The sequence below is a fragment of the Stieleria bergensis genome, assembly GCA_007745635.1.
Taxonomy (GTDB): domain Bacteria; phylum Planctomycetota; class Planctomycetia; order Pirellulales; family Pirellulaceae; genus Stieleria; species Stieleria bergensis.
Window position 1 is genome coordinate 2,320,972 of the sequence record CP036272.1, and the last position, 25,730, is coordinate 2,346,701.

Genomic DNA, 25,730 nt, shown 5'->3' on the forward strand with positions numbered 1-25,730 from the left:
GATCACACTGGCTGTTGATCATGACGCAGGTCGCCCTGTTGATCGTGGCGATGGCTCTTCTGAATGTCGCGTCAGTTGTCTTAGCTGACGCGACGAGCGGCGTTTCCAAATGAAACCGTCCAGCACATAGTGGGTGACTTGCGGGACGGCTAACAAGGCGACGAGCACCGCCTGCATGCCAGCATTGCTCTGCCATGCCGAACCAAACAGCCAAGCTCGCTCGTGCCACAAGCTGCGATCCCACAGCAGTTCTTCGAAATACGCCAGCACCCAAACTACGGCGACAAATCGGATCAAGATCTGCCAAGCGGTTCCGCTGCTTCTTGGTGATGCGGAGGTTGATGCTGGTGCGTTGTCCTGGTCGTCTTGCCGTGTTGGTCCCGGCCCCGATTGCTCGCTGCCTTCTTCGCTGCCTGCCCCCGAATTCTGTGGTGTCTCATTCGATTTGCCCAGGACTTGGTACCAGTAAATCAAGACCATGTAGGGTACGCCATGAATGATGACATTGGTCACCGTGAAGGCATAGTCTGAATCAAATGTAATGATGCCCAAGTACCAGCACAGCGCGGTGGTCGCGACCACAAGGTCTTTGCCCGGGTTCCACAGTCCACCGATCAGCCCTCGATAACTGGCACGGCAGACATAGGCAATCATTGCGAACCAGTAAACGGGCGCCAGCCAGCGATCCAGGGGAAGGGACAGGAAAACGAAATCGCCTTCGACAAACCATGCGAATTGTTCCGGTTGATGGCAGTGCCAGTACACCAGCGGATAAAGGGTTGCCAAGTAAATTGCGCTCAGATCAATCCACTTGCCCACGCGCTGGCGATCATTGGCTTTGGCCCGATACAAGGCCACCCAGCCGTATTGCTGCCTCACAAAATGAAACACGGCCATGTAGGCAAGGCAGCGCCAGAACCACTGGGGGCTTTCCGAGTACAGTGCCCAGCCAATGACGAAGGCAAAGACGGGCGTCAGCAAGTACAGGCCGGGCCGCCGCTTTAATTCCTGGCGATCAAAGTAAACCCGAAAGCCCGTTGCATAGACGTGCGCGACATCAATCATCAAGATGGTCGTCACCCACGTCCACTGCGGCACCGATCGATCCAGCCACCCCATTGCCGCGCCCAACACCAACAAAGCGACCGACAGCAAAGCGCTGCCGGCAAAGGCTGCCAGGTCCACAGGTGCTGAAAACAACCAGGGCAATCGTGTGCTCTGTTGATGCAAGTCACTGTGCAGAGGGTTGGTCGGTTCAGCGTCTGAATCAGCCAATGCCGTGTGAGCCATGGGAGTCGTCGCCAATTCGATTGACCGTGTTTAGCACAGTCGGTTGCCAGGGGAGCCGATGGGGCGTCGTGCCAGTGACGTCATGGGATGGGATGATCAACGCAAGCGTCACTGCCGGCTGGGCAACTGATAACAAATCGCTTGCCGATCGTTACGAACCAGGATCAGGTTACCGACCACGGTGGGAATGTTCCAGGTCTTGCTGTCGAGAGCCTCGATGCGCAGCAGTTCTTGATAGTCTTCTTCACTTGCCTTGGCCAGGACTAGGTCGCCGTATTCGGCCTGGATCACCAGCGTGTCCTCGACTAGCAGCACCTGGCCGGCCTGGGCTCTTGTGCGACGTGGTTCACGCCAGAGAATACGTGCTTCGTTAAGGTCAACCGCTTCCAGAATCCCATTGCTGAGTCCGAATCCGATGTTGCCTTGGACACAGGTGTGATTGAATTTCGTTTTTAGCATCGATGGCTTGTGCCACAGTTGCTTGGCCTGCCACTTGTCGCCCTGGTCAATGATCTTAACCAGCGTGCTGCCGCCGCCGTAGTGCTTGCCGACCAGAACTTGGTCGTCGCCGACTGGAATCGCTGCGGCGCAGTTGGCCGCCGCATTGCTCTGGCCCGGCCATGAAAACGACCACAGCATGTCGCCGTCGACCAGAGAATGGCCCGAGACGGTTTTCTCATTGACGCAAACGATCTGACGTTGACCGGCCAGTGTCATCAATTGCGGCGAAGCATAGCTGATTTGATCTTCGCCTCCGGTCCAAATCACATCACCGGTGTTGATGTCTAGGGCGGCAATGGTGGAGCGTTTTGATTCGTTGGGGCCGCCTACGCAGACGATACACAGGTCATCGACAATTAACGGGGACGGAGCATATCCCCAGGTGACCGCTGCATCAAACTGTTCCTGCGTCCAGCGTCCCAGTTTGATCAGGTCCTGAGACCAAACAGGTTTGCCATCACTGACATTGACGCACAGCAATTTGCCTCGTGCGGTCGTGGCATAGACTTTTCCTTGATGGATGGCGGGGGTGGATCGAGGGCCGGTGCCACCCAATGTATCATGGTGGAAACCGGGGACCGTCTGGATCCACTGCAGTGTCCCGGTGTTCAAGTCGTATGCGGTGAGCGCTTCTTGGTCATCACGTTGTTCGAGCGTGATGGCTTTGCCATCGGCAACGGCGAACGAGGCCCAACCGGCCCCAATGTTGATCTTCCACCGTTCGGTGACTTGATCGACTGCCTGAGGGATCTGGAACTCGCGGCTGGCCAGCACTCCGTTGCGATTGGGGCCTAAGAACTGTTGCCACGAATCGCTGTTCGCGACCAGCCCGCCAGTGCTTGGGCGGGGCGGAGCGGTTGCCGTGTTTGACGGAGCCAGTGCGTCGGGGTGGGAGGGCTGTTGATTGTTCGTGTCAGCAGTGTTCGTGTCAGCAGTGTTCGTGTCAGCAGTGCTTTGCTCGGCAGTGCTTTGCTCGGCAGAATGATTCTCAGCAGAGCTTTTCTCTGACGAGGGCTGAGGGATCGTTTGCAGTGCTTGGCCGTCAGCTTTGGCAAACCGATACCGAAAGATCGGCACCATCTCGCCAGTCACTCCATCATACTGAAACAAGAGCGCGAAGCCGGCGATCGACGTGATGATGGTGACCGGAACGATGTAGCCGTAACCAACTCGGCGAAGCAGGCGGTAGAGCAGCACCGCGACGAAAATGCCAGCGATGAGCACCGCAGCGTAACTGGCCAAGTTGGCCATTTGGTAGTCGCCATCTGAAGCGCGCCATTGAGAGGCGGCAACGACCAGGGTTGCGATCACGCAGGCCGCGATTGCGGGTGCCTTTCGGGGCTTCGCTTTGGCCCGGGGCTTCGCTTTGGCCTTGGGCTTCGCTTTGGCCGCAACGTTCGTCTTGGCACTTGCCGCTCCGAGGGCGTGTTCTGAGTCTTCGTGTTTGTTGGCGATTTGATCGGACATTGGGCTGCTTGGTTTCCGTGCAACTTGGGTTCGGCGCTGATTTGATGGCATCAAGGGCACCAGAGCGAGGACGAAGAATCGCAGGTGGTTGCAATCTTGGCAAACGGACGCTTCCAGGATAGCGTGTCAGTAGAGGTTGAATCACTCCACGGGTTCGCTGCTGGCGGCGATTGGACTAAGATGACTGTTGGTAACCGCGTTCCGCTGTCGATTCCAACTGTTTTCAGCCCTTGGTGGCTGCCAGCGCTCAGTTTGGAGTTTTCTGATCGGTCTTCCTGATTCAGCGACACTTGGTCGGCGTTCCCTCTCGTTCCATTGTCTCGCTGGCAGGAAGTTTTACAAGTGATGCAGCACGCCTTTGAAATTGCGCAACGATTGCAGCAGAACATGGAATCGGTGATGTTAGGCAAGTCGGAGTCGATTCGAAACATCGTTTTGACTCTTCTAGCGGGGGAGCACTTACTGCTTGAAGACGTGCCTGGTGTAGGCAAGACGCTGGCGGCCAAAGCGCTGGCGGGAAGTTTGAAGTCTTCCTTTCACCGTGTGCAGTTCACTCCGGACTTGCTGCCGAGTGACATCACCGGTAGTTCGATCTTTCGCAATGACACCGCCGAGTTCGAATTCGTGCCGGGCCCCGTGTTTGCCAACGTTGTCTTAGCTGACGAAATCAACCGCGCTCCGCCTCGCACTCAGTCGGCTTTGCTGGAAGCGATGAGTGATCAGCAGGTTTCCGTCGATGGCAAGACCTACCCGCTGCCGTCTCCGTTCATCGTCATTGCAACGCAAAACCCCTTTGAGCATCACGGTACTTATGAATTGCCTGAAAGCCAAATGGATCGATTCTTGATGCGAACCAGCGTCGGTTATCCGGCGGCGGAGATGGAGCGTGAAGTCTTGCATTCCCATCGCCAGGGCGAGCCCGTCGATTCGATCCAAAGTGTGGTTGAGATCGCGGATGTACTGCAGGCTCAGGCCAGTGTGCGAACGGTTAAGTTTGATGTCAGCTTAGAGGATTATTTGCTTCAGATCGTGCAGCGAACTCGTACAGACAGCGCGTTTGCGGTGGGGGTCAGTACACGAGCGGCCATCAGTTTTTATCGCGGCTGTCAAGCCCGCGCGGTGACTGAGAATCGTGATTACGTGACGCCTGACGATATCAAAACGTTGGCAATTCCCGTGCTTGCCCACCGTGTTTTGTTGGATGACTATCTGGGCAAGGATCGCCGTCGCGCTGCCGAGGCAACGTTGGCGGACGTGGTCGCTTCGATCGCGGTTCCCGTTTGACGGTGTTTTATCCTACTGGCGTACGAGGAAACAGCGTTGACAGTTTTTCAGTTCAAAGAAGGTTGATGTGATGCGTTTTGGGATCATGGGTACCGGTCGAATCACACGACGTTTGGTGGCTGATTTGCAGTCCACCGATGGAGTCGCTGTCACGGCGATTGCCAGTCGCAGTGCCGAGAGAGCGAACTGGTTCGCCAGCCAGTACGGAATTGAAAACGCCGTTGAAGGCTATCAGGCGTTGCTGGATTGCGACGAGGTTGACGCCGTTTATCTTGCGTTGCCGCCTGCCTTGCACAGGCAATGGGCCGTCGCGGCCGCTGAAGCCGGCAAGCATGTCCTGTGCGAAAAACCGTTAGCCGTTGACGCTCAGCAGGCCATTGCCATTCATGCAGCCTGTCAGAAGGCTCAAGTCCGCTGGTTGGATGCCACCGCCTGGTTGCATCATGCTCGCAGCAAGCAAATGCTGGACTTCGTTCATGGCGGTGGCATCGGCAAGCTAGGCCATGTGTCAGCCGCGGTCTCGTTTTATCGACCGTTTCAGTCAGGAGAGCATCGCCTGAGGGCTGATCTTGGGGGCGGGGCCTTGTTGGATCTCGGCTGGTATGCCGTGGGAATTGCTTGCCGGATGGCCGGTGTGATGCCGCAACGGGTCTTCGCCGACTGTGTGATGGAACAACAGGTTCCGCTTCGGGCCAACGCCATGCTGTGGTTTGACCAAGACGTCACCGCTTCGCTAAGTGTGGGGTACGACACCGCGACTCGGAAATGGTTTGAAGCCGCCGGCAGTGAAGCGTCTGTGATTTGTGATGACTTCACACGCCCATGGGCGGATCGAACGACACGTTATTGGGTTCACAATTCCGCCGGAGAAGTCCAGGCTCATGAGTGTGCAGATCGGCAAGAGCAGCGTATGATTGAGACCTTGATTGGTGACCAATCTCTTGCCGAATTCAATCAGTTTGCGATTCAGACGCAGGCCGTGCTCGATGCCTTGATTCAATCGGCTCGCGAGCGGCAAGCGATCGACGTTGTGGTTCCATCCCTTACCGCGTCTCCTTAGTTGATGAAACATGCGAGTTGTCGTAGCCATTATTCAGCCGACCAAGTTGTCGAATGTTCGTGATGCGCTGCACGAAATGAACGTGCAGGATTTCACCGTCAGCGATGCGATGGGTTATGGTCGACAGCGGGGGCAGAACGCCTTATTCCGAGGCAACGAATACAAAGTTGACCTGTTACGGAAAATCGTGTTGGAAATCTTAGTTCACGAAGATGAACTCGAACCGGTGATCCAGACGCTCTCCAAGCATGCTCTGACTGGATCGACCGGCCAGATTGGTGATGGAAAAATCTTTGTGCTGCCAGTGGCCGATGTGATTGATATTGGGACTGCACAGGTGAGCGAGCTCCCGGTGAATTAATTTTCTGGAACGCCATTTCTTGCGCTCTGCACCCGCCCAAGCGGGCTCTCTGTCGTTGAGCCCAGTTGATCTCCCAGTTGATCAGCGTTCATCGCAGCTCGGCGCAGACCATCACATGCACGCATCCAGGTGATGATTGCCCTGTGAAACCGCATCGGTTGTGAAACTGCATCGGTTGTAGGGGGTTTGAGGGTCATTCGAGATTGCTCGTGTGACTGCTCGAATCGAGATTGATCCTCTCATGCACCGATTTTGAAACGCCGATTGACTGCAAGAGCAAACATTTGCTACAGCTCGATTTGAATGTTCCTTCGCCGTTTTTGACCCAGTGAATCCGATGAATTACAAAACAAACTTGTTGGTGGTCGCAGTGATTGCAACATCATTGCTGGCACATTCTTCGACAGCCGTGGCGCAAGTTCAAAAACAACGCGGCGCGGTGATGGGGGGATTGGCCGGGGCAATCGCCGGTGGGATCATTGGCGATAACAGCGACAAGGCGGGTGCCGGGGCCGCCATTGGTGGTGTGGTCGGCGCCGTTGCTGGCGGCATTTTGGGCGACGCAGCTGATCGGGAACAAGCCTACGCGCGCCAGCAATCTGCGTATCGCTATCATCAGCAACAGCAAGCGACGATGCAGCAACAGTATGTGGTTGAGCAATCCGCCGTGACCTTGGGCGATGTCGTTTCGATGACTCGCAGTGGTCTCAGCGATCACGTCATCACCAACCAGATTCGGCAGCGTGGTTATGTGGGGACCGTGACCGTCAGCGATATCATTGCCCTGCACAACCAAGGTGTCAGTGAAAACGTGATCACCGCGCTGCAGTCCGCACCCGAGCCGCAGGTGAACCTGGCACCACCGGCTCAGCCCACGATCATTGAGCGTCACATTCATCAGCCGGCTCCCGTGATCATCGAGCGTCCTGTGCCCGTTTATCGCAGCTACCCGCGATATCATCCCGCCCGCCGACAAACGATTCACTTTCGGTTCTAGCCGACGACTTGCATGTCTCGCTAGCGACTCTGATGCGAGCCGCCGGTCTGTTCTGATGGCTGGCTTGCTTGCGAAAGACCAGCGCTGGGCTTGAAAATCACGTTCGGCGAAACAAAGATTGCGTTGGCAACAATCATCATGCTGCCAAAGGTCATCATGCCCAGCGTTGTCGCGATTCCGGCGTGCACCGCCACTGCCAGGGCCAGCACCAGGGGCCGAGTCAAACGCGGCCATATCAACGCGACGTAGAAGATCTCCCAAAACAGCGTCAGCGTAGAGAGCAGCGCCAGGATCGCAGGGAATCGATTCAGCCAGGTCATGTCCAGCGATTGGTATTCGTAGTTGGTGATCGCGTACCACATTGCGGTGCCATCCCACCAGGTTTCACCACGTGCTTTGGCCAATCCGCCAAACAGATAAATCACGCAGACGTGAATCTGCCAGAGTCGTGTTGCCACATTGGCCATGACCGTTGGCTGGCAAGCCGGGAGTAGCCACCTGAGCAGTGGCGACCGTTGCAGGCGTTCTTTCCAACGCTCGCGTAGCATCGCGTCGATCGAAAATCGCGATCCACAGGGCGACAATGCCAAGTACATCGCCATGTACGTCACAATCTGGTCCAGGCCAAATAGCATCCCCGTCAGTCGATGCAGGTACATTAACTGTAACAGCACCGCTAAAGGCAATACCAGTCGTGTCCCCAATCCGATCGTCACCAAAACCATCACGGCGATCGTGAACGCGTGGTGCGCGGCAAGCAATCCGGGGGAATCAATCTTCCACAGGTAGCTGCGCGCGGCCGTTGAATCGCTGAAGGTTCCATCGTGAAGTTGCCGAGCCACTTCGTTGTCAATCCAGGCGTCGGCGCCCATGAACGCAGACAAACTGCCCGCCCAAACCAAGTGGCTGTAGACCAGCATGGCTCCAACCAGGATGCGCAGCACGCACAGCCAGTCGGGACGCGCAGGGGTGAACCAGAATCGTTGCCAGCTGCCTGACCATTGCTGGGCCCAGTCTGACAGTCGTGACACGATGGAGTTGCTGGCTTCGGCGGGGCTTGATGAGACGGTTGTGCTCATGGTTGGGCCTCCGTGCTGGCGGCATCGCCGGCAGGTGTCTTGCCGGCAGCGGCGTCCTTACTTGGCAGTGGCTCGATGCGTTCTTCGGTTGGTGCTTGATCCCGTAGGATTTCGTACAAGCGCTCGTCGTTCAACGCGATTGGGTCGGCGCGGTAATCAAGCATGTCGGGTTGATGATGGCGTAGCCGGCGAATTTTGACGTCGCGTCCCTCGTTGACCTGCTTGAGATGTCGAACAATGGAGTCTCTGACCGCTTCGTATCGTCCGCGTCCCTGTTTCCAAAGTCGGGCAGCCTCGGGATCCTGGGTCGCCAGTTCGGCCGGTGGACCCGGTGGCCAATAGAGCTCGTTCAGGTACTCCGTCATCATGAAGTGGCGGTGGTACAGGAGGCGAGGCCATTGTTGATTCAGATCAGGGTAAAGCACCTCTTGCACCGAACCATCGGGCGTTTCCATGGCCACGCCGATCAGATTGCTGGGCCCGGGGTTGGGGGCAAAAAAGGCATAGCCTCGATCGGTATACAGAAACTGTGCGTAGCCCTGGAACGGCTTGAAGAGTGACGCAAACAGCGTGGATGGCTGGCCAGGACTGGAGGTTTGGAACGCCAATGGAGGCAGCACCAATGCGCACAGGTGAAAAAGGATCACCAGTGAAGCCACGCGTTTGGCGGTCGACATCGATCCGACCGGTTCGGCGTCGAGCGCGCTGTTTTGCGGCGCGATGTCCGTAGTCGCAGAATCATCGCCAGCAGTGGTCGAATCATCAGATGTGCGGCCTGGGCCAACCTCGCCCTGACGCCGCTGGCGTCGCTTGCCCATAAATCGTGGACCTTGTTACTAACCCCCAGTGCATTGATCGCCCCAATTCCGCAAGGCAGATCACACACAACGTTAGGTTAGAATTGCGGGCGATTCGCAAAAATCGTCAACGGAATCACCATTACAACCGGAGCGATCGACACAATGAAAAAACGCTGAGTGGCAGTGGCCACCCAGCGTTAAGAGAAACGTTGAATAAACGGCTTTGGCTTAGAGCGGATCGGTGGCAATCGACACGGTCTCGCCGCCGCTGCGGCTGCCCAGTCCACCCCAAAGCCCATAGGGGCTGGGAGCACCAGGTCGGTTGTCATGCTTGATTGCCGCTGCCAGTTGGTCACCTGATTCAATCGAATCGGTCACAAAGGCCACGCCGCCATCGCCCATTAGAACGTGTGCACCACCGTTGTGATTGCTACTGAAGGGCACTGAACCCACATTGTCGTACCAACCGTTCAAGCACGCTTCACGGTTGGGCGGACGAATGGTGTTCCCGCAGGTCATTGGGAAGGCCGCCCACGCCCAGTTCATCCCGCGGTTATCTCGACGGGAGGCAACCCGTGGTGGACCACCGGCGCCGACATCCAGCCAGCGAGTTGGATCGTTTGGATCGATCTGCGGCATGCAGAATTGTGGATTGTTCTCCACTACCCAGGCACCGTTTAGCAGCGATGGGACAGCTCGTGGATCCATCACGCCCAAGTCAGTCACGATTTCACCCATTGCGATGGTGTTTGAGAGACCGTCTTGAATGTCCTGGTTTCGACGAGGACGACGCTTGGAAAAGAAGCCTCGATCGGACGGATCAAAGTGATCCGAACGCCATGCGTTCCCGCCAGCACGTCGGTCAAGATTGGGTTCGACTGGACCGTGGTCCCAAATCTGTGAGTACGAATCCCCAAGGCTGACGGCGTAGTTTGTTTCAGAGCGTGCTGCATTGCGCCCGGGATCACTTGGGCAACGCAGTGCAGGAATTTCCGTGGCCCAGGGAATGAAGTCCCAGGATCCGTCACCTCGGTCAGCACGCGGATTAGGGCCCATTGGAGTCCAGAAGCCCAGAGGACCAGGGACAGCGTTACCGCTGACGGTTCGCGTTCCACCGCTACGAATCTGCTCCCAGAGCGGTTGCTGCTCCAAGAAAGGAGTCAAGCCAACAAATGCGCTCAGCTCCTCGTGGTTCGTTGTGATCGATCCTTCCCACCAGCCGCCGCGTCCTTCCAAGACACCAAGTCCTGTTCCGCCCCACTGTGTCGGGTACTGCTTGTACGCGGTATCATAATTATGTAACGCGATACCAAGCTGTTTCATGTTGTTGCTGCAACTCATTCGCCGCGCGGCTTCGCGAGCTGCTTGAACGGCTGGCAAAAGCAAGCCAACCAAGATGCCAATAATGGCAATGACAACCAACAGTTCCACTAAGGTGAAACCAGCTGGACGCCGAGAATTGTGAGTCATCAATTGAATCTCCAAAGAAGACCGGTCGACAGTCAAAGATAGTGGACAATAATTGTATGTAATTACACACTAAAAAACATTAAGGGACGACTGATGGACCTACTAAATTGATAAGAATGCGTCATGCCACATTGAAAACGTCGAGGTACTGCGTGTTGATGCCCAAACGAGTGGCTTGTTTTGCGGCTGACACTGCCTTTCTGGTGCTTGCTTTACTTCTTGTAGGGGGGTGTTCTGCCAAGGATGGCCACGACGATGCAGGCAGTGCTTCGAGTGACCGGAAGAACGCCATGCAGGCAGCCGGTCGCGATCTTGAGAGCCCTGCCGCCGACCAGGCCGCCGAACAGGCCGCCGATGAGCCGCTGCACAGGATGCGCGTGGCCATCAAGATGCAGCAGGGGGCGCAGGCGTATTCATTGGTTCGCGCAGTCTTGATCGGCCATCCGGAAGACTCCGACGCGATTGCCAGCGCCGCGACCGCGGCGGCGATGGTCAATCGGCGACAGGAGGCTGCGGAGCTCTTTGCCCGCGCCGCGATCGTCGATGAGTGTCAGTCGCCTGAACGCGTCGACCTTGCTTACAAGACTTTGCTTTCCACCGGCCAAGCGTACGCTGCTGTCGAGTTGCTGGAACAAGCGTTGGTCAAACACCCTCAGCAGACGACATGGCGCCGTGTCGTGCTCGGCGCCTGGTTGGAACTTCAGCGCCGCGACCGTGTGCCAGAGCACTTGCAAGCTTTGATCGAGCAACGCGCTTTTGATTTACGGATTCTGCTTTCGGCTACCGAGACCTCTTCGCGGCGGATGAGTGAAGCCACCGCTGGGCGGCTGTTGAAGCTGTCTCCGAGCGACTTGCGAGTCAAGCTTGCGGATGTGTACTTGCTGCACTACCGGCGCGACCACACTCAGGCAAAGCAGGTCTTGCAGCAGGTTTTGGACAAGCACCCTGATTTTGCACCGGCGCACGCGTTCTATGGACAAGTGTTAGCGGAGCTGGAGGACTGGCAGACATTTGTGCACTGGTTGCCCAACGCGCCGCAGGGCTGTCGCCAGCATGCCCGTTATTGGTTGGGTCTGGGGCACTTCGCGATTTCGTTGGAGCAGCCTGCGGAGGCGCTGCGATGTTATTGGGAGGCGACGCGACGCGACATGAACCAGCTGGTCGCGTGGGCCAGTTTAACTGGGACGCTGCGCGCGATGATTGATTCGAAGCATCCATCGCTCGCCCCGCGCGACGCATCATGGTGGGAGCAACAGTATCAAGTCGCCAAGGATCGGCGCGAGCGATTGAATACGCTGCGCGATCGGTTCAATGACTTTGCTGGCACGGGGCAGACCAGCCAGCGTGGGGCCGTTGATGTTGCCAGTGAACTGTTCGGCCTGGGGCGTCTGTGGGAGGCCGAGGCCTGGACCGCGATCGCAACCACGCTCAAACAAGCCCCCGACGGGCGATTGCCCGCACTTCGGCAGGCGGTCCTTGATCAGTTGCGAAGCGACCGGCAATGGATCGCAAAAACGGGGCCGGGGTCAGAGATGGATTTGGCGGAGTTTCCGCTGCCGGATTTCTCTGATGTCAATCTGGCTACGTCGCGTCCTGCGATCAGTCGGGCGCTGCGATCGGTCGTTGCTGGCGAAGATCATTTACGTTTGCAGGACCAGACCGCTCAGTGGGGGCTGCAGAATGCCGGCGGTGGGACGCACCGACTGTCCGCTGCGATCGCGCCCTTGATTCAGTCAACCGGTTCCGGTGGTGGCTGCATGGACTACGATCGGGATGGTTTGGTCGATGTGCTGGTCGTTAACGCTGGTGGTCGGATGCTGGAAAACGACTCGCGACCGAATCTTGTTTATCGTAATTTGGGGACACGTTTCACGCGCGTCGATTCACTCGCCAACCTTAACGACACCGGTTATGGCCAGGGCTTGGCGGTAGGTGACTTTAACCAAGATGGTTTTCAAGATGTGCTGTACACCAACTTGGGCCGTAATCACCTCTTTTGTAACAATGGTGATGGCACGTTTACTCCAATGGACGATCTGCTTCCCAACGCACAGACTCCTGCATGGTGCACATCGGCTTGCTTTTTTGATGCCAATCAGGATGGCCTGACGGACTTGTTTCTTGCCCGTTACTGTCGTGGAGAGCAAGAGCTGGGCAAGCCCTGTCTGACCGATCAAGGGACCGATGGACCTTGTCACCCGATCACGTTTCCCGCGATGGGGAACCAATTATTGATGGGGCAGCCCGAGGGTGCTTTCCGCGTTGCCGGTGAGCAGGAAATCGAAATGGCAGTGCCGGGACGCAGTTTGGGTGTGTTGGCCGGCATGCTCTCGGCGGACTCGATGGAGTTGTTCGTTGCCAATGACATGACGGCCAACGCGATCTATCGCAGCCCGGCTGACAGCCAAAGTCCCCGGAGCCAGCAGAACGCGGCATTAGCGGACGTCAGCTTTTCTGCCGGCGTCGCTCTGGATCGGCTTTCCTCGCCACAGGCATCGATGGGGATTGCCGCCAGTGACCTCGACCTGGATGGAGATTTGGATTTGTATGTGACCGGATTTGGTCGCGAATACAACATCGTTTACGAGCAGGTGTCCCCCGGAATCTGGCAAGACACAACGCATCGACTAGGGTTGGTCGATCCTACGCTGAACTACGTTGGCTGGGGCACTGATGCCATTGACTTGGACAACGACGGCGTGGACGAATTGATCGTCAGCAATGGGCACATCGGCGAATTCAAGAACGCCCTGCCCTACGCCTTCGAAGCTCAAGTTTTCCGAAGAAACCAGCAAGGCCAATTCAGCGTCGTGCAGGATAATCATTGGGATGACTATTTTGCCAAGCCACATGTCGGCCGCGCCCTGTGGTCTCTTGACGTTAACCGAGATGGTCGCAAAGACGTGATGATCTCACATGTCGAAGAACCCTGTGTGCTGTTGGTGAATACGACGGACAGTCGATTACAGCAATTGGGGCACCAAGCAATCGGGTTTCAGTTAGTGGGACGCAAGTGCAACCGTGATGCGACCGGCGCGGTGGTGCGGTTCAGTGTCAATGGCAGTCCGAGAACCTTGTGGATGTTGGCCGGTGACGGATTCGAATGCAGCAACCAACGCTTGTTGCTCGCCGGACTGGGTGACGCTGACCGTGTGGATGATGTCGTGGTCGCTTGGCCCGATGGAACCGAGGACGCGTTCGGAACACTACCAGCCCAGCAAACACATCTCTTGATCCAAGGCCAGACAGACGCCAGCAAACTGGATGATTTCAAATGAGTGCCCGGTGCACTGCTTTGAACCTGTTTGCACGTTCGCCACGCACCAATAAGCACGCACCCTACGACTTCTTCAATGCCGGGGGCACGGTCGTTTCCACCGAAATCGACGTCCCTTCGTGACGGCGATGGCGTCTTGTTCGCCGCGCATGTGACTTGCTAGATCACCGTGCGGTGGGAAGCGCTTGCAGGCCTTGCCCTTGAATGATCTGATAGTGTCGATCGCTCGCCAAGTCTGTCAGCACTTCTCGCTGGCCTGATGGCCAAAACACTTCCAGCTGGTCGACTGATTCATGCCTTCCCAGGCCGGCGTGAATCAGGCCTTGGTTGCTGCTTAGAAAACCACTGCCACCGAGCAAGGCATGAGTCTGTTGCTCCGCCCCCAGTTTGATCTGGATCCGTGTGCCCACTGCACTGCGTTCGTCCGTGGTGCCAATCAGACTGAACTGGACCCAGTGGTTCGTTGATTGGGTTTGGTTTTCCAACAGAGCAACAGGCACGTCCAAGTGGCTAATCAGCAGATCCAGTTTGCCGTTGCGATCGACATCGGCGGTTGCCATTGCACGTCCCACGTACTTGCCATTCCAATAACCGGCGGCTGGCTCCACGGCGCTCAAACGGAACTGTCCAGAAAGGTTTCTAAATAGCTGGGGCGGTTGCTCAAACGGCTGCCCTGCTTGGTGAAGGTTTTCGACATGTCCATTGGTCACTGCGAGATCGATCCAGCCATCGTTGTCTGCATCGATCGGCTGGCAACCAAATCCTAGCACGAGCCGGCTGTCCAGATCCATGCCTGCGGCAACAATTCGGTCACGGAAGCTGCCTGACTGTTGCATGAACAGGCTGGAGGCTTCGTCTTGATAGTTTGCGATATGAATGTCAAGCAAGCCATTGCGATCGTAGTCCGCAGCTGCCACACCCATCGAAGCTGTTCCCGCACCGGTGGAGCTGAAACCGCAACCCAGCAGCGTCGCTGATTCGATCCACTGGTCCACGGCATCGGCGTTTGCTGCTGGCTTCCACTGCCAAAGTTGGTTTTGGTGTTGATCGTTGCCGACAAACACTTGATTGGTTCCGGTGCCAGCCAGGGGGCCCAGCAGGACACCTAATCCAGTTTTATGGCTTCCGTTGTTTGCCGGTAACGCTTGTTGCTGGAAAGATCCGTCACCCCGATTGATCCAGACGCGATCTTCAGCGGCGCGATACTGGTGCGGTGACAAGGCTTCGGTGATCTGTCCATTGGAATCCCGCTCTGGGCGGCGTGCCAGTTGCTTGTCTTCCACATAGCCGACTTGAAATAGGTCTGGCAGCTGGTCACCGTTGATGTCTCCCATGGCCATTGATGCTGGCAGGTGCCAGGGATCATCGTCGTGGTTCAATGCCATCGTCCGAAAGGTGCCATCGCCTTGATTGATCAACAACTGTTCGTTTCCTAGGACTGCTAAGGCAAGATCAGGGAACCCGTCTTGGTTCCAGTCACCTACCGTCAATCCTGTTGTGAAGTCGTTGCAGGCAGAGTCCGATTGATGTGAGGTCTCGACGAATGCGTGATCGACTTGGCGAAAGAGTTGATTGTGGCCGCCGCCAGAGACGATCGGTGGTTCTGTTCCGCCTTGGCCAAAGTACACATCGCACCAGCCATCGAGGTCAACGTCGATGCAGGCAATTGCAGAGCCCATGATTTCGTAGATTGCAAATCCATCCGAACGCTGTGTATCAGCGAAGGTGTACGCCTGGTTCAGCCCACGCGATTGGGCAACGTCAGCAAACACAATGGCCGGTGCGTTTTGCGGAGACGCGATTGAATCAGGTTCGGTGGGTTGAGCCTCCGGCTGGCGACCATGAAGGGTTGATTCACGCTCTGGAAACAACGCGTCTAAGTCCGGCAGTGGGTAGCTGTCGATTGGCATGCCGCAGAGACGCTGCTTTAAACTGGGAAAGCAGGTCTTGCTGGAAACGATCTGTTGGTGTTGATGATTGAGTTGCTGAAAGACTTGCTGTCCCAGTTTGCGTTGGCTCGCTTCGATGGTCTTCCATAAAACGGCTTCCAGCGGACGATTCAGAGCCAGCAATCGGTCGGCAAGATCACCCGCGAGGTCAGCATTTGGTTGATCGGCAGCAGAAATCTGATTGCTGACTCGAAGGACTTCTCGATTGGCGCGCCAGTGCTGGTTCCAGCGGTGGGCAAGATCGTCTTCCCCCAACGCAATCAAGGCTTGCCGGATCAGGCTGATGGCTTGCAGGTCCGTTGGGTCTCGTTTGATGGTTTCGGCAAAGCATCGCACGGCTTCCCGAAATCGCTGTTGGTTTAAACACTGGATTCCCATCGCGACCCAGTAGTCTGGAGAGGCTGTCCAAGCTTCGGAGTGCTTACTGGCCCACAAGCTGATTCGCTGGTCATCGAGTGCCGAGGCCGCAATGCGACCGTAAAGCGTTGCGGTGGCAAGGTCGATGGTTTGCTCCGCGAATCCTTCGTCCAACATTTCGAGGGCTTCAGCATAGCGTTGTTGATTGTACAGTCTGCGGGCGTTGGCACCCGGTCCGATCGGCCAATAGGGACGCTGATTGATCTTGGGCGTTTGCTGTGGATCATCGTACATGGCCGACGGCACAGAGATCATCGCATGCAGTTCGTCTTGCCGTACGTCACCGGCGCGACAGAGTTCGTGTATCAACTGCACCGCCTCGAAGCGTCTGCCTTGGCGGTTGTACAAGTAGGCTAGATTTCGCAGCGCTGGCGTTGCGGTTGGCGCAAACTTTAAGACCGTTCGGTAGCGGCGTTCAGCGTCCGTGTACCGTTTGAGCGATAGGCACCAGTCTGCCGATTGGCCTTGTGCGGCTAAGTAGGCTTCCGCTTGCGAAGTGTCAATCCGGTCGAGCAGTTCAACCGCGGCTGACAACTGGTCCTGTTGTGCATAACCGCTTGCCAACTGAAAAATCACCGCTGGGTTATTCGGCTGGGCGATCAGTAGTTGCTGGAGGATGGCTGCGGCAGCATCCGGCTTGCCATCTCGAATCAACTGCGTTGCTGACGCCAGACGAGTGGTGAACGTTTCTGAAGGCCCCGGATTGTCTGCCGATTCGGACGAGGCTGGCTGCGGCTTAGCTGGCTGCGGCTTGGCTGGTTGCGGCTTAGCTGGCTGCTCTGGCAGGGGCTGATTGCTGGCTGCAGAATTGGATGGATCAGCAGCGTTCGGCTGGCGATCACCACTTGGCTGTGGTTGTGAGTTGCAGCCACCGGCCAGCGTTATCAACAGCGCCATCAATAGGCTGTGAAAAAACTTTGACGCCTTCAACGCAATTCTCAATGGGGGCAAGACCTGGTCCATCGCGACAAGATGGAATCTCGGATGAGTTGGCAGGTGAGTGGGCGGAATGGTCGGCAGGAAGCTCTCGTGCCAGCGTGTGCTGGTGCCGACATCGCAGGCAAGTCGATGTTTGGAAACACAAAGCATCGCCAGTGAACGCGGCCAATGAAAACTGGCCGCGTTCACTTCGTTATCTTTCTGGCCAGCGTTTGCTATTTAGCTGGCGGTTTAGACATGGAGCCACCGCTATTCATCTGCTGCTCGTATTCAGACATCTGATCGGCTGGGATGGTTGGTGAATTGTCCGCAGGTGGTGTCGCGATGGTGTTTTCAGCCTTGCCACAGCCGATGGCGAAGCAGGAGATCATGAGAATCGCGAGGGAGAAAATAGCCTTATTCATCATTCTAACTCGGGGAATTAAAGAAAATACATCCAGCGACGCAAACCTCGTGAGTGCGGACCGGGGTAGTTCGTAAGACGAATCAAAATCCGTTTGGATTGGTGTATCCAACGCCAATAGTGTATCTGTCCTGTCAGCACAAATGTTGGCCGCAACGCAAAACAGCTCCCAATGGCCAATGTTTTTTACCACTTGGCGGCTGGTGCGTCACTTAGCCTTGCCGAAATGTTTGCCATGGGGCGTGATGACAAACCGAGCGGTGTCACTGCTTTGCGGCCTGCAGCCCACGCGAAATGCATTCGCCTGAGGCGGGGCGTTTCAATGGCCCGATTCAGCGCATGCGACGCCAACCAATGATGCATCGACCGCGGGATGGTGTGTTCCGTTACGGCTGCAACTTGAACGTGTCTGGCTGGCCTTCGAGCACAAGGTAGCGATGCCCCAGTTCCATGGTTTTTAATCGCTGTTTGCTGCCTGATGGCCAATGAATCGTCACGTTGACCGACGGAAGTTGTTTCGACTTTATTGCGGGAAACGCAAAACTCAACACCGGTTCATCCGTGCAGAAATAGCCATCGCCAGCTGTGACCCAGTTGGTGAAAACCTGTCCCGCATACGAGACTGAGACCTTTGCTCCGATCGCATCACGCTCGGATTGAATCCCCGTGAGTTCAATTTGCAGCCAGCGTTTGCCGGCTGCGATTCGTTCTGGTTCTCCGGTGAAGGATTCGTTGTGTAGCAACGCGGTGGGATGATCGAGGTGAGTGACCAAAAAATCCAGCGCGCCGTCATGGTCGTAATCCAGCGTAGCCATCGCACGTCCCAGATAGTCGTGCTGCCAGTACGCGTGCTCAGCTTGTTTAGGCTGGTCGGAAGAATCGTTTTCTGAATCGGTGGGGAATAGCGATTGATAATCTATTCCCGTCCCCATAAACATCTGTGGCGGCATTTTGAAGGGTTCGCCGGAGTAACGCATGTCGAAGATGTGTCCGTTGGTGACGACGAAATCCAGAAAGCCATTGCGATCGAGGTCGACCGATTTAGTGCCGAATCCAACCATGGGGTTCGTGGGTTGATGCATGCCACGTCGCATCGCCAAGTCCGAAAAACTCCCTTCGGCATTTTGCAGGAACAGGTTGCAAGGTTCCTGGGAATAGTTGGCGATCTGGAGATCAAATCGCCCGTCGCGGTTGAAGTCGCCTGTTGCGATCCCCATGCATCCATTGGGAACTCCGAGTGTGCCCATGGCGAGGCCGAGGAAGTCCGCCTGGTTGACAAAAGTGACGCCTTTGCTGTCGCTGGACTGCAGCGTTTCGGTGTGTGGATCGCTGGGGGCCACTTTTAGGAAGTGGTTCGCACGCATGTCGTTGCCCACAAAGACTTCATTGCTGCCGCTACCATCGAAATCAGTGATCACGACGCCTAAAGAAGTGCCCGGTCGAGCGACATCGGATGAGATCGTGTGAGTTTTCCAGGAGCCATCACCGAGATTGGCGAACCAGCGATCGTTGCCTGCAAAGTGTGTCAGCGGAGAGGGAGGGGTGAATTGTCCTTGGGCGTTTTTCTTGGGCCGCTGAAAGGCACCTTCAATTTCAAAGTAATTGCCTTCAAACAGGTCGGGTAGCGCGTCGCCGTTAAGGTCTGCGATCGCTAGCGAGGTCGAAAACTGGTCCGCTGATGGTTCAAATTGATCGGTGGCATCGCGAAAGGTGCCGTCACCGTTATTGATCAGCATCCGGTTCTTGCCCAGAGCTGCAAGATAAAGATCAGGAAATCCGTCCTGGTTCACATCACCACAGGCGATACCCGTTGAAAACTGGAAATCGCCTGCCAGCGAGTTTTCAGTGACGGGGGCAAATTTGCCTGACAGATTGCGAAACAGTTGGCTGGAGACCGAGGCAAGTTGATCGGGCGGATCGGTGGCGCCTTGAGCCAAATAGACATCTGCCCAACCATCGCGGTCAAAGTCCAGCACACCCACTCCGCCTCCCATCGCTTCGTAGAGTGCGATTTGTTCGAAGTCCCGGCGATCGCTAAAAAGGTACTCGTGAGTGAGTCCAACTTGTTTCGCGCGATCCACTAAGTGGGGCACAAACGCTACATTGGCTTGCTTGTTGACAGCTTGGTCGTTGACTGCCGGAGTTGTTGGGCCCGTCGATGTGACCAACTGCTGCCAGTCCGCTTGGTCAGAAAAGGTGTCAATGGGGATGTCTTGGCGTGCGTATTCAGCGGACATGGCCAAGGCGTTCGGGTTCTTTAACAGCGAGACACGCTGTGCTTCGAGATGCTGCAGGAGCCCTGGCTGGCTTGGCGGGATCGTCAGCTTTTTCCAGTTCAGCGTTTCAAACGGACGGCCAAGTTCTACCAAACGCTGCAGAAGGGTTTGAAGCGACTGCTGGAGGTTGCTTTCACCCAGAAAGACGATCGTCGCAGCCGTTTCAGTGTTGGCAAGATCAATGCCAAACGATTTGAAGTAGTCTCCATCCTCACGACGCTGCAGTGTATACATCAGCCCCGATGCGTGCTGGACCATTTCACGATTGGTCGGATTGATTTGCAGGCCTTGCAAGGCGGCATGTGCCGCAGACTCGAATTTGCGTTTCTGTTTCCAATACTCCGTCAACGCAATCCAAAAGTCCTCGCGGGTGTGTAACGCTTCGCGATGGTTGATCAGCCACGTCGCCAAACGATCGGTCGCTTGCAATTTGGCCAGGATTCTTCCTTCAAATGCTCGTGCATCAGGCGTCTGATTGCCCTGCCCGTTTGGCAAGCGAAGCTGCTTGAGCGCTGCCTGATACTGGCCGTCATCAAAGTACCAACGGGCCAAGCCCAGTCCGGGCGAAAAAAGGTTGGGATGGCTGCGTTCGTCGCGTGATCCATCGTTGCGTGTTAGCAGTCGTGGCGAGGGAAAGGACTCGTCACGCCGGATCAGCGAGATCAGCTCCTCGCGAGTGGCGCGGCCAGCCCTGGCCATGCGAATCGCAATTTCACTGGCCTCTTGGCGACGACCACAACGACACAGCGTCGCCCAGAGTTCGTGCAGTAGTCGCTCGCGCAGAGTTGCATTCTGTTCAGTGTGCTGTGCGATGATCTGTTGGATCGCGTCCGCTGCGTCGCTGTACCGATCAAGACGTTTCAAGATCATGATCCGCAGTTCTAAAAACTCAGTTGTCGCTGCTGAATCCGAGGCGGAAAATCGTTCCGTGATCGCCAACGCTTGCTCGGCGTTCCCCCGATTGAATTGCAGCCTGGCCATCAAGTAGTTGGCTTGCATGTCGTTGGGATCAACGATCAGCTGTTGGGTCAGCAGTTGCTTGGCTGCTGGGGACTGGTCATCGTTTTCCAGTTGATCGATTCGCTCACGCAGGGAGACCTCGGGGGAATCAAGGTTTGTCTGCTTGGCGATGCTTGAACTGGCCTGCTCATCGGCGACCGCAGGCTTCGACGGATCGGGCGTGACACGGACCGCGCTGCGATCTCCACATCCACAGCAAAACGCCCACACCAACACGCTCCAGGCAAATGGCTGCAACAGGCGAGCAGCGACAAGGGAGGAATCGACAAGAAATGAACGTGCGGTTGTCACGGTGTGCTACTGACTGGGGCAATGAAGGGGCAACGCTTAGTTTAACATCTGTCCTCCGCTGTCAGTGGGGGGAACGACCGCCGAATCGGTGCGGTCATCAAAAAATGCGTGAACGCCTGTTCAATACGTTGGCAGTGGAGCAAAAAAAAACGCTCCCATGAGCGTTTAACCCAGGGAGCGTTGTTGGTCTCGATTGACGGCGCTGAACTAGTTCTGAGCGAGCTCAAGCGAATCAAAATCGAAGGTCAATTCATTGTTGGTGCCTGCGAGCACGTCAATGGTTTGTTCGCGGCTGATTTCGTTGCCGTTGATTACCGTGGTGACGCGAATGGTGTATTCGTCCCACGATTGGCCTTCTTGCAGTGACGTGGTGCGGAAGGTGCGTACCATGCCATCGCCAGCAGCTTTGCTGCCAGCCAATGTCACAACGGCGTCCGCAGGGACGTGCACTTTGACTTCGGTGACCAAGGGTAGGTCCGTTGCTTCAGGGGCTTCTTCAGCAACTTCTACGGTCGCTGTGTCTGAGAAACTGATCTCTTGGATGTCGCCACCACGCAGCTGGATGTTGCGACGGAAGGTCTTCATTTCGCCATTCACTTCGCAGGTGACTTCAACGTTGTAGTTGTACACCAAGCCATCTTTCAGGCCACGCGAAAGGAAGCGGCGAGAGGCACCGGTGCTGGTGGTCGCGTTGCCGTTGACTTTCAATTCAGCGTTGGCGTCAGGCAGAGAAACCATTAGCAGAGCCGAATCGTTTTCGACTGCTTCTTCGGCCGGGGCACTGGTTGCTTCGTAGCCACCCAGGTCAGCGAAGCGTGTGCTGCGAGGTGCACGGAAGTAGCTGCTCGCTGCGCCGTCGGTGATCGCTGGTGCCGGAGCTGGACCTGGTGCCACTGTAGGTGCGACGGTGCCGCCAGAAGAACCGCCACTGCTGCCACCGGAAGAACCGCCACTGCTGCCGCCCCATGATCCGCCACTGCTGCCATGGAAGGCTGCTCGGCGTGCTGCATGTTTCGCGTGAATGTGTTGGAACAAACGGCGAACTGGACCCACATAGCCGCCAGATGATCCGCCTGAAGAGCCGTGTGAGCCCCATGAACCACCGGAGGAACCACCAGAGGAACCACCAAAGGATCCACCCGAGGAGTACCAGCTGATGTAGCCACCACTGCTTCCGTATCCGCCCGATGATCCACCGGACGATCCGCCCGATGACCCACCAGCGTAAGCCAACTGACCAAAGCCTGCAGCGGCAGCTAAGACTGCACAGCAAACCGATAGACGTACTCGGGGCATAATTCTTCTTCTCCTAGATGATTCAATTTTTGGACCCAATCCGCGGCACTCGAGCCGAATCTTACAACTCGCCTCATCCGGTAGAATACTATGCGCCAGATGGGGCATTCAAGTAGATTGACAAGAATTTAGTGTCTAGGTGGGTTAGGAGCTTGAGAAAAATTGTCTATCGGCGGGAATTATTCGCCAATTCTTGCCCACAGACGTGTCATGAACCCACCGCAGCCCCAAATGAGCGGTCTGATTGAGCTAGTTTGTCCCCAAGCGAGCCTCACACTGGCAGCAGGCAGAATCGCGAGTGTCTCAGGGGTGAACGAGCAGAGAACCCTCAGGCAGCCCTCGCGACTGGCCCGCAAGGCGTTTACGCACAGTGAGCGACCGATGCGATCGAGGAACGCCGCAGAGGCAAACGCAGAGGCAAACGCAGAGGCAAACGCAGAGGCAAACGCAGAGGCAAACGCAGAGGCTTTGTCCTGGCTCTGTAAAACACAAGCCCTCAACACCATGCCACAAATCATGCACTGCTTTGAAGAGCTTCGAGTCCGGTGGTGCGGATGCGGAAAATCCACGGGATTGTGGCCCAGGATTGTGGCCCAGCGGTGCGCTGCGATTTCATTGGTGCGTGCAAGCACGCACTGCTTTGAACATCTTTGGTTAGTCTGTTTTCGCGTTCAGAATCTTGTGCACGGATTTTGGACGCTTTTTGGTTTTCCGCTTCTGCGGCTTACGTTTCTTGGAATTCGTCGATTTGATCCAGAAGTCGTTCCACCGTATTCGTAGCAACTCATGCAGATGCTGCTGAGAAGCCCCTGCGTTTCGTATCGGAACGAGTGTCTCGATATCAAACCCTGACAACAGAACTTGCCAGGTGACTAGTTCGCGCTGGACATCTATGAACAGTTTCTCAATCGAAACCATCTCCGTTTCTCGGTCTTGATGCCCAGCAATGTAGCTGCGTAGAAGTTGCAGTTGGTTGTAAAGCAAAAGGCAAATTGCAAACTGAAACAAACCTGCCTGAGGTGTACTTCCGATCAAGTTCTCGAGACTAAACACCTCGGTGACCTTTTGGAAGACACGCTCAATCTCCCAACGCTCTCCATAGAGATACAAAAGATCGGCAGCTGGATATTTGCGAACGCCAAAAAGCTCCGTTACGATCGATAACTCCGCACCATCATCAAGCTCGAGCGTGATCCGTCTGACGTAGCATTGATGCTTGTTGGAGTCAGCTCCCAGCCACCCACACTCATCGGTATAAGCTCGCCCATTGACATCGAGGCCTTCGCGGACAGTTTCATTTTCATCCCGGAAAAAGCTGTTTTTTGCGTTGTAGCGGACGACATAGTGATCACCGTTTTCGCTGAAACGCCCAAGCTGAATGAGATCGCAAAACTGCCGGTCTCCTACCCAAAGTTGCTTCCCCTGTGTGCGTTTTCGAACGTCCTCAAGCAAGCGTGGCAGAAGACGAACATCATTGGCGTCACCGTCAGTGTCCACCGCTAAGCCGACCGCAGTTCCTGTCTGATAATCGGTGGCAACCAACGCCTTGCCGCCAATCAACCCCTCTTGACTGTTACGTAGAGGCTTGAGGCGTTTGGCAATGCCTTTAATTGTCTTGCCATCGACGGTTCGGACTTTGAAGGAGGTGAAACAGGCGGGTAACGACTTTCGGTTTTCCTGAGGAAAGAGGGCGAGCAGTCGATCCGCCATGGTGGAGAATAAATCAACGGTCACCTCCACAGGCATGCGTCCCAGCTTGCCATAAACCGCTCTCTTCGACGCGGTCAATGTTCCTTGCTGAGAAGCGTGCTCAAAGCTCTGGTTTCCACTTCCAGCGTGCTGGGTAAGAGCATCATGGACGAGTTGCACGATGAGCGGAAACGAGACCTCACGCGAATAGCAACGCCCCCGCGATCTTTCAAAGACCTGGTTGAGACACTTCTCATCTGCGATGTATCGCCAGCAAACAAAGAGAGCATCTGCAAGCGAAGCCGCTGCTTGAACCTTATTGGCAAAGTCGTCCATGACCCGATCCCGGTACGAGGAAATCCTAATTGGGCCAAAAAACCAAGGAAAAAGCAAGGTCAATCCGAATCACAACATGTTCAAAGCAGTGGTGCAAGCACGGCACCCTATCGAAGCAAGCTCCGGTTCGATGAAATTGCGATTGGGCAGAGAAAACCCGGGGAAACGCAACATCAACCAGAACGATAATATTGTCAAAGCAGTGCACAAATCATGGCACCCAATTCGCTAAACTTGACCTGGCTGTCGCTGAGGGTCGGCGGAGGAAGTCGACGGAAAGGAAGTTGGCGAGCAGCTCTGTATCGTTTCGAGGAGTGAATGAATGAATGTCAAATGGCAATGGGCGACGTTGGGCGGTTACGACTTTGACGTTCAGAGGCTTCGTCAACTGGCAAAGTGGCTGGTCGTTGCCGCGATCGTTTTTTGGGCCTTGTCTCTGGCATGGATCGTCCTGGTCAAGGTCCTTGGGGTTGGCACAGGAGACATGCAAGTTGGGCCGCTAGGGTTTGTGTTTGGCGCTGTCTTGATCCCTCCATTTCTGAGCTTAGCCGTTTCCGTTTCGTTGGTCGCGTACATGATGCCGACAGTGGTCGCCTACGCCCGTCACCACCCAAGCACGGTTGCAGTTGGGATGTTGAATGTGCTGGGCGGTTGGTTTTTGCTGGGCTGGATTCTGTCGCTCGTGTGGGCTGTGTTCAGCGACACCCAACAAAGTGCGCAAGCAATATCCGATGGGAACCGTGGCTGATCTGCCCCCATTAGCCGCTGGCCGTTCGGCTCGGTTTTCTGGTTTTGCCGTGTCGCGACAAAACCATGGCTAACGCCAAAACAGCTGATGGCAACCGCGTCACCGTTAGTTGCGATTGTCATCGTGAAGGACTTGGTCGATGACGATACAGGAGCACAGAATCGAAACGTCGTCTTCGTTTTCGATGATGTCGACCCCATAGCTATCGGTCCAGCCCCAGTAGTTCTTGCTGACGCGTGCAACGGTGCGACCGGATCGTTCGAATTCAAACTCGTGTTGCCAAAATGAGCCCGTGATCGAATAGTCGTTCGGGCCAGGCACATCCAGTGTGAACTTTTGCTTGAACCAACTGAACTCTTTCAGCACTTCCGCAAAGACCTCGCCATTGACCATGATCCGATAGCGAGGCATCAGCGACATCATCTTTTGACTGATGAAGGCCAATTCATTGCCTTGCAGGTCTTGGAAGGAGAGTTTGTCTCCCCAGGAAAATGCTTTGCCATCGACGTGGAAGCATGGCTGACCGGATCTGTCGGTGATGTCGAAATCGTTTCCCCAAGACCAGAACTTCTCTTTAATTTTGTAGAGCAAAGCTGATTCCTCCTTCGTTTAGCATCTTTGATTGTTTCACGCAGTAAATGATTCATTACAAGTGATCCATGCAAGCCTGCTGGATCGGTTGCGAAACCGACTCTTCGAGGCCTGTTAAGTAAGGCTGCGAAGACACTCGATGGGGGCGCCGAGGGAATCGTTTTCCATTGCCGGGTTCATCGCCGGGCC

At 55.9% G+C, this 25,730-nt stretch carries 17 protein-coding genes; 6 read left to right on the forward strand and 11 right to left on the reverse strand.

The window, feature by feature from the left end; translation table 11 throughout:
- Positions 1–18: 18 nt before the first annotated feature.
- Together SV7mr_RS07815 and SV7mr_RS07820 are read right to left on the reverse strand one after the other, a co-directional pair.
- Positions 19–1,290, reverse strand: a complete 1,272-nt coding sequence (locus SV7mr_RS07815; protein ID WP_419188231.1) for a hypothetical protein — start codon at positions 1,288–1,290, stop codon at positions 19–21.
- Between the two features lie 108 nt (positions 1,291–1,398).
- Entirely contained in the window at positions 1,399–3,258 is a 1,860-nt protein-coding gene (locus SV7mr_RS07820; RefSeq protein ID WP_419188232.1) for an outer membrane protein assembly factor BamB family protein, read from the reverse strand.
- Positions 3,259–3,645: 387 nt separating this feature from the next.
- Here SV7mr_RS07820 and SV7mr_RS07825 point away from each other — a divergent pair, with 387 nt between their 5' ends.
- From SV7mr_RS07825 to SV7mr_RS07840, 4 genes are all read left to right on the forward strand, one after another.
- The gene (locus SV7mr_RS07825; RefSeq protein WP_145278194.1) at positions 3,646–4,542 is read left to right on the forward strand and encodes an AAA family ATPase; all 897 of its coding nucleotides are present in this window, start codon (positions 3,646–3,648) and stop codon (positions 4,540–4,542) included.
- A 70-nt stretch (positions 4,543–4,612) separates the two neighbouring features.
- A complete protein-coding gene (locus tag SV7mr_RS07830) occupies positions 4,613–5,602 on the forward strand; it encodes a Gfo/Idh/MocA family protein (protein ID WP_145270791.1) in 990 nt (329 codons plus the stop codon).
- A gap of 10 nt (positions 5,603–5,612) precedes the next feature.
- On the forward strand, positions 5,613–5,963 hold the full coding sequence (locus SV7mr_RS07835) for a P-II family nitrogen regulator (protein WP_145270793.1): 351 nt from the start codon (positions 5,613–5,615) through the stop codon (positions 5,961–5,963).
- 337 nt (positions 5,964–6,300) lie between these two features.
- Positions 6,301–6,960 (forward strand): glycine zipper domain-containing protein, encoded by a 660-nt coding sequence (locus tag SV7mr_RS07840; RefSeq protein ID WP_145270795.1) that lies wholly within the window; start codon positions 6,301–6,303, stop codon positions 6,958–6,960.
- Positions 6,961–6,980: 20 nt separating this feature from the next.
- Here SV7mr_RS07840 and SV7mr_RS07845 read toward each other — a convergent pair whose 3' ends face one another.
- From SV7mr_RS07845 to SV7mr_RS07855, 3 genes are all read right to left on the reverse strand, one after another.
- On the reverse strand, positions 6,981–8,039 hold the full coding sequence (locus SV7mr_RS07845; RefSeq protein ID WP_145270797.1) for an HTTM domain-containing protein: 1,059 nt from the start codon (positions 8,037–8,039) through the stop codon (positions 6,981–6,983).
- Complete coding sequence (locus SV7mr_RS07850; protein ID WP_145270799.1) at positions 8,036–8,857, reverse strand: hypothetical protein; 822 nt, start codon at positions 8,855–8,857, stop codon at positions 8,036–8,038. Before SV7mr_RS07850 ends, SV7mr_RS07845 begins: the two co-directional genes overlap by 4 nt.
- Before the next feature lie 210 nt (positions 8,858–9,067).
- Positions 9,068–10,309 (reverse strand): DUF1559 domain-containing protein, encoded by a 1,242-nt coding sequence (locus SV7mr_RS07855; protein WP_145270801.1) that lies wholly within the window; start codon positions 10,307–10,309, stop codon positions 9,068–9,070.
- Between the two features lie 290 nt (positions 10,310–10,599).
- On the opposite strand from SV7mr_RS07855, the gene SV7mr_RS07860 reads away from it, so the two are divergent.
- On the forward strand, positions 10,600–13,587 hold the full coding sequence (locus tag SV7mr_RS07860) for a CRTAC1 family protein (protein WP_419188233.1): 2,988 nt from the start codon (positions 10,600–10,602) through the stop codon (positions 13,585–13,587).
- A gap of 163 nt (positions 13,588–13,750) precedes the next feature.
- Here SV7mr_RS07860 and SV7mr_RS07865 read toward each other — a convergent pair whose 3' ends face one another.
- From SV7mr_RS07865 to SV7mr_RS07885, 5 genes are all read right to left on the reverse strand, one after another.
- Positions 13,751–16,849: a CRTAC1 family protein gene (locus tag SV7mr_RS07865; RefSeq protein ID WP_419188234.1), complete on the reverse strand. Its 3,099-nt coding sequence runs from the start codon at positions 16,847–16,849 to the stop codon at positions 13,751–13,753.
- A gap of 257 nt (positions 16,850–17,106) precedes the next feature.
- A complete protein-coding gene (locus tag SV7mr_RS07870; protein ID WP_419188235.1) occupies positions 17,107–17,262 on the reverse strand; it encodes a hypothetical protein in 156 nt (51 codons plus the stop codon).
- Between the two features lie 418 nt (positions 17,263–17,680).
- Positions 17,681–20,881 carry a CRTAC1 family protein gene (locus tag SV7mr_RS07875; protein WP_145270809.1) on the reverse strand — a complete coding sequence of 1,067 codons (3,201 nt, stop codon included), beginning with the start codon at positions 20,879–20,881 and terminating at the stop codon, positions 17,681–17,683.
- 207 nt (positions 20,882–21,088) lie between these two features.
- A complete protein-coding gene (locus SV7mr_RS07880; RefSeq protein ID WP_145270811.1) occupies positions 21,089–22,177 on the reverse strand; it encodes a TIGR03000 domain-containing protein in 1,089 nt (362 codons plus the stop codon).
- A gap of 654 nt (positions 22,178–22,831) precedes the next feature.
- Positions 22,832–24,202 (reverse strand): transposase, encoded by a 1,371-nt coding sequence (locus SV7mr_RS07885; protein WP_145270813.1) that lies wholly within the window; start codon positions 24,200–24,202, stop codon positions 22,832–22,834.
- A 322-nt stretch (positions 24,203–24,524) separates the two neighbouring features.
- Here SV7mr_RS07885 and SV7mr_RS07890 point away from each other — a divergent pair, with 322 nt between their 5' ends.
- Positions 24,525–24,950: a superinfection immunity protein gene (locus SV7mr_RS07890; RefSeq protein ID WP_145270815.1), complete on the forward strand. Its 426-nt coding sequence runs from the start codon at positions 24,525–24,527 to the stop codon at positions 24,948–24,950.
- Between the two features lie 105 nt (positions 24,951–25,055).
- Here SV7mr_RS07890 and SV7mr_RS07895 read toward each other — a convergent pair whose 3' ends face one another.
- A complete protein-coding gene (locus SV7mr_RS07895; protein WP_145270818.1) occupies positions 25,056–25,541 on the reverse strand; it encodes an LURP-one-related/scramblase family protein in 486 nt (161 codons plus the stop codon).
- Positions 25,542–25,730: the final 189 nt, after the last annotated feature.

What these genes read in the sequence shown, in the direction of transcription:
- SV7mr_RS07825 (WP_145278194.1), top strand. Translation starts at nt 3,646, where the DNA reads ATGGAATCGGTGATGTTAGGCAAGTCGGAGTCGATTCGAAACATCGTT.
- SV7mr_RS07845 (WP_145270797.1), bottom strand. Translation starts at nt 8,039, where the DNA reads ATGAGCACAACCGTCTCATCAAGCCCCGCCGAAGCCAGCAACTCCATC.
- SV7mr_RS07880 (WP_145270811.1), bottom strand. Translation starts at nt 22,177, where the DNA reads ATGCCCCGAGTACGTCTATCGGTTTGCTGTGCAGTCTTAGCTGCCGCT.
- SV7mr_RS07855 (WP_145270801.1), bottom strand. Translation starts at nt 10,309, where the DNA reads ATGACTCACAATTCTCGGCGTCCAGCTGGTTTCACCTTAGTGGAACTG.
- SV7mr_RS07840 (WP_145270795.1), top strand. Translation starts at nt 6,301, where the DNA reads ATGAATTACAAAACAAACTTGTTGGTGGTCGCAGTGATTGCAACATCA.
- SV7mr_RS07820 (WP_419188232.1), bottom strand. Translation starts at nt 3,258, where the DNA reads ATGTCCGATCAAATCGCCAACAAACACGAAGACTCAGAACACGCCCTC.
- SV7mr_RS07870 (WP_419188235.1), bottom strand. Translation starts at nt 17,262, where the DNA reads ATGATCTCCTGCTTCGCCATCGGCTGTGGCAAGGCTGAAAACACCATC.
- SV7mr_RS07835 (WP_145270793.1), top strand. Translation starts at nt 5,613, where the DNA reads ATGCGAGTTGTCGTAGCCATTATTCAGCCGACCAAGTTGTCGAATGTT.
- SV7mr_RS07815 (WP_419188231.1), bottom strand. Translation starts at nt 1,290, where the DNA reads ATGGCTCACACGGCATTGGCTGATTCAGACGCTGAACCGACCAACCCT.
- SV7mr_RS07860 (WP_419188233.1), top strand. Translation starts at nt 10,600, where the DNA reads ATGCAGGCAGCCGGTCGCGATCTTGAGAGCCCTGCCGCCGACCAGGCC.
- SV7mr_RS07885 (WP_145270813.1), bottom strand. Translation starts at nt 24,202, where the DNA reads ATGGACGACTTTGCCAATAAGGTTCAAGCAGCGGCTTCGCTTGCAGAT.
- SV7mr_RS07865 (WP_419188234.1), bottom strand. Translation starts at nt 16,849, where the DNA reads ATGGCGCTGTTGATAACGCTGGCCGGTGGCTGCAACTCACAACCACAG.
- SV7mr_RS07850 (WP_145270799.1), bottom strand. Translation starts at nt 8,857, where the DNA reads ATGGGCAAGCGACGCCAGCGGCGTCAGGGCGAGGTTGGCCCAGGCCGC.
- SV7mr_RS07890 (WP_145270815.1), top strand. Translation starts at nt 24,525, where the DNA reads ATGAATGTCAAATGGCAATGGGCGACGTTGGGCGGTTACGACTTTGAC.
- SV7mr_RS07830 (WP_145270791.1), top strand. Translation starts at nt 4,613, where the DNA reads ATGCGTTTTGGGATCATGGGTACCGGTCGAATCACACGACGTTTGGTG.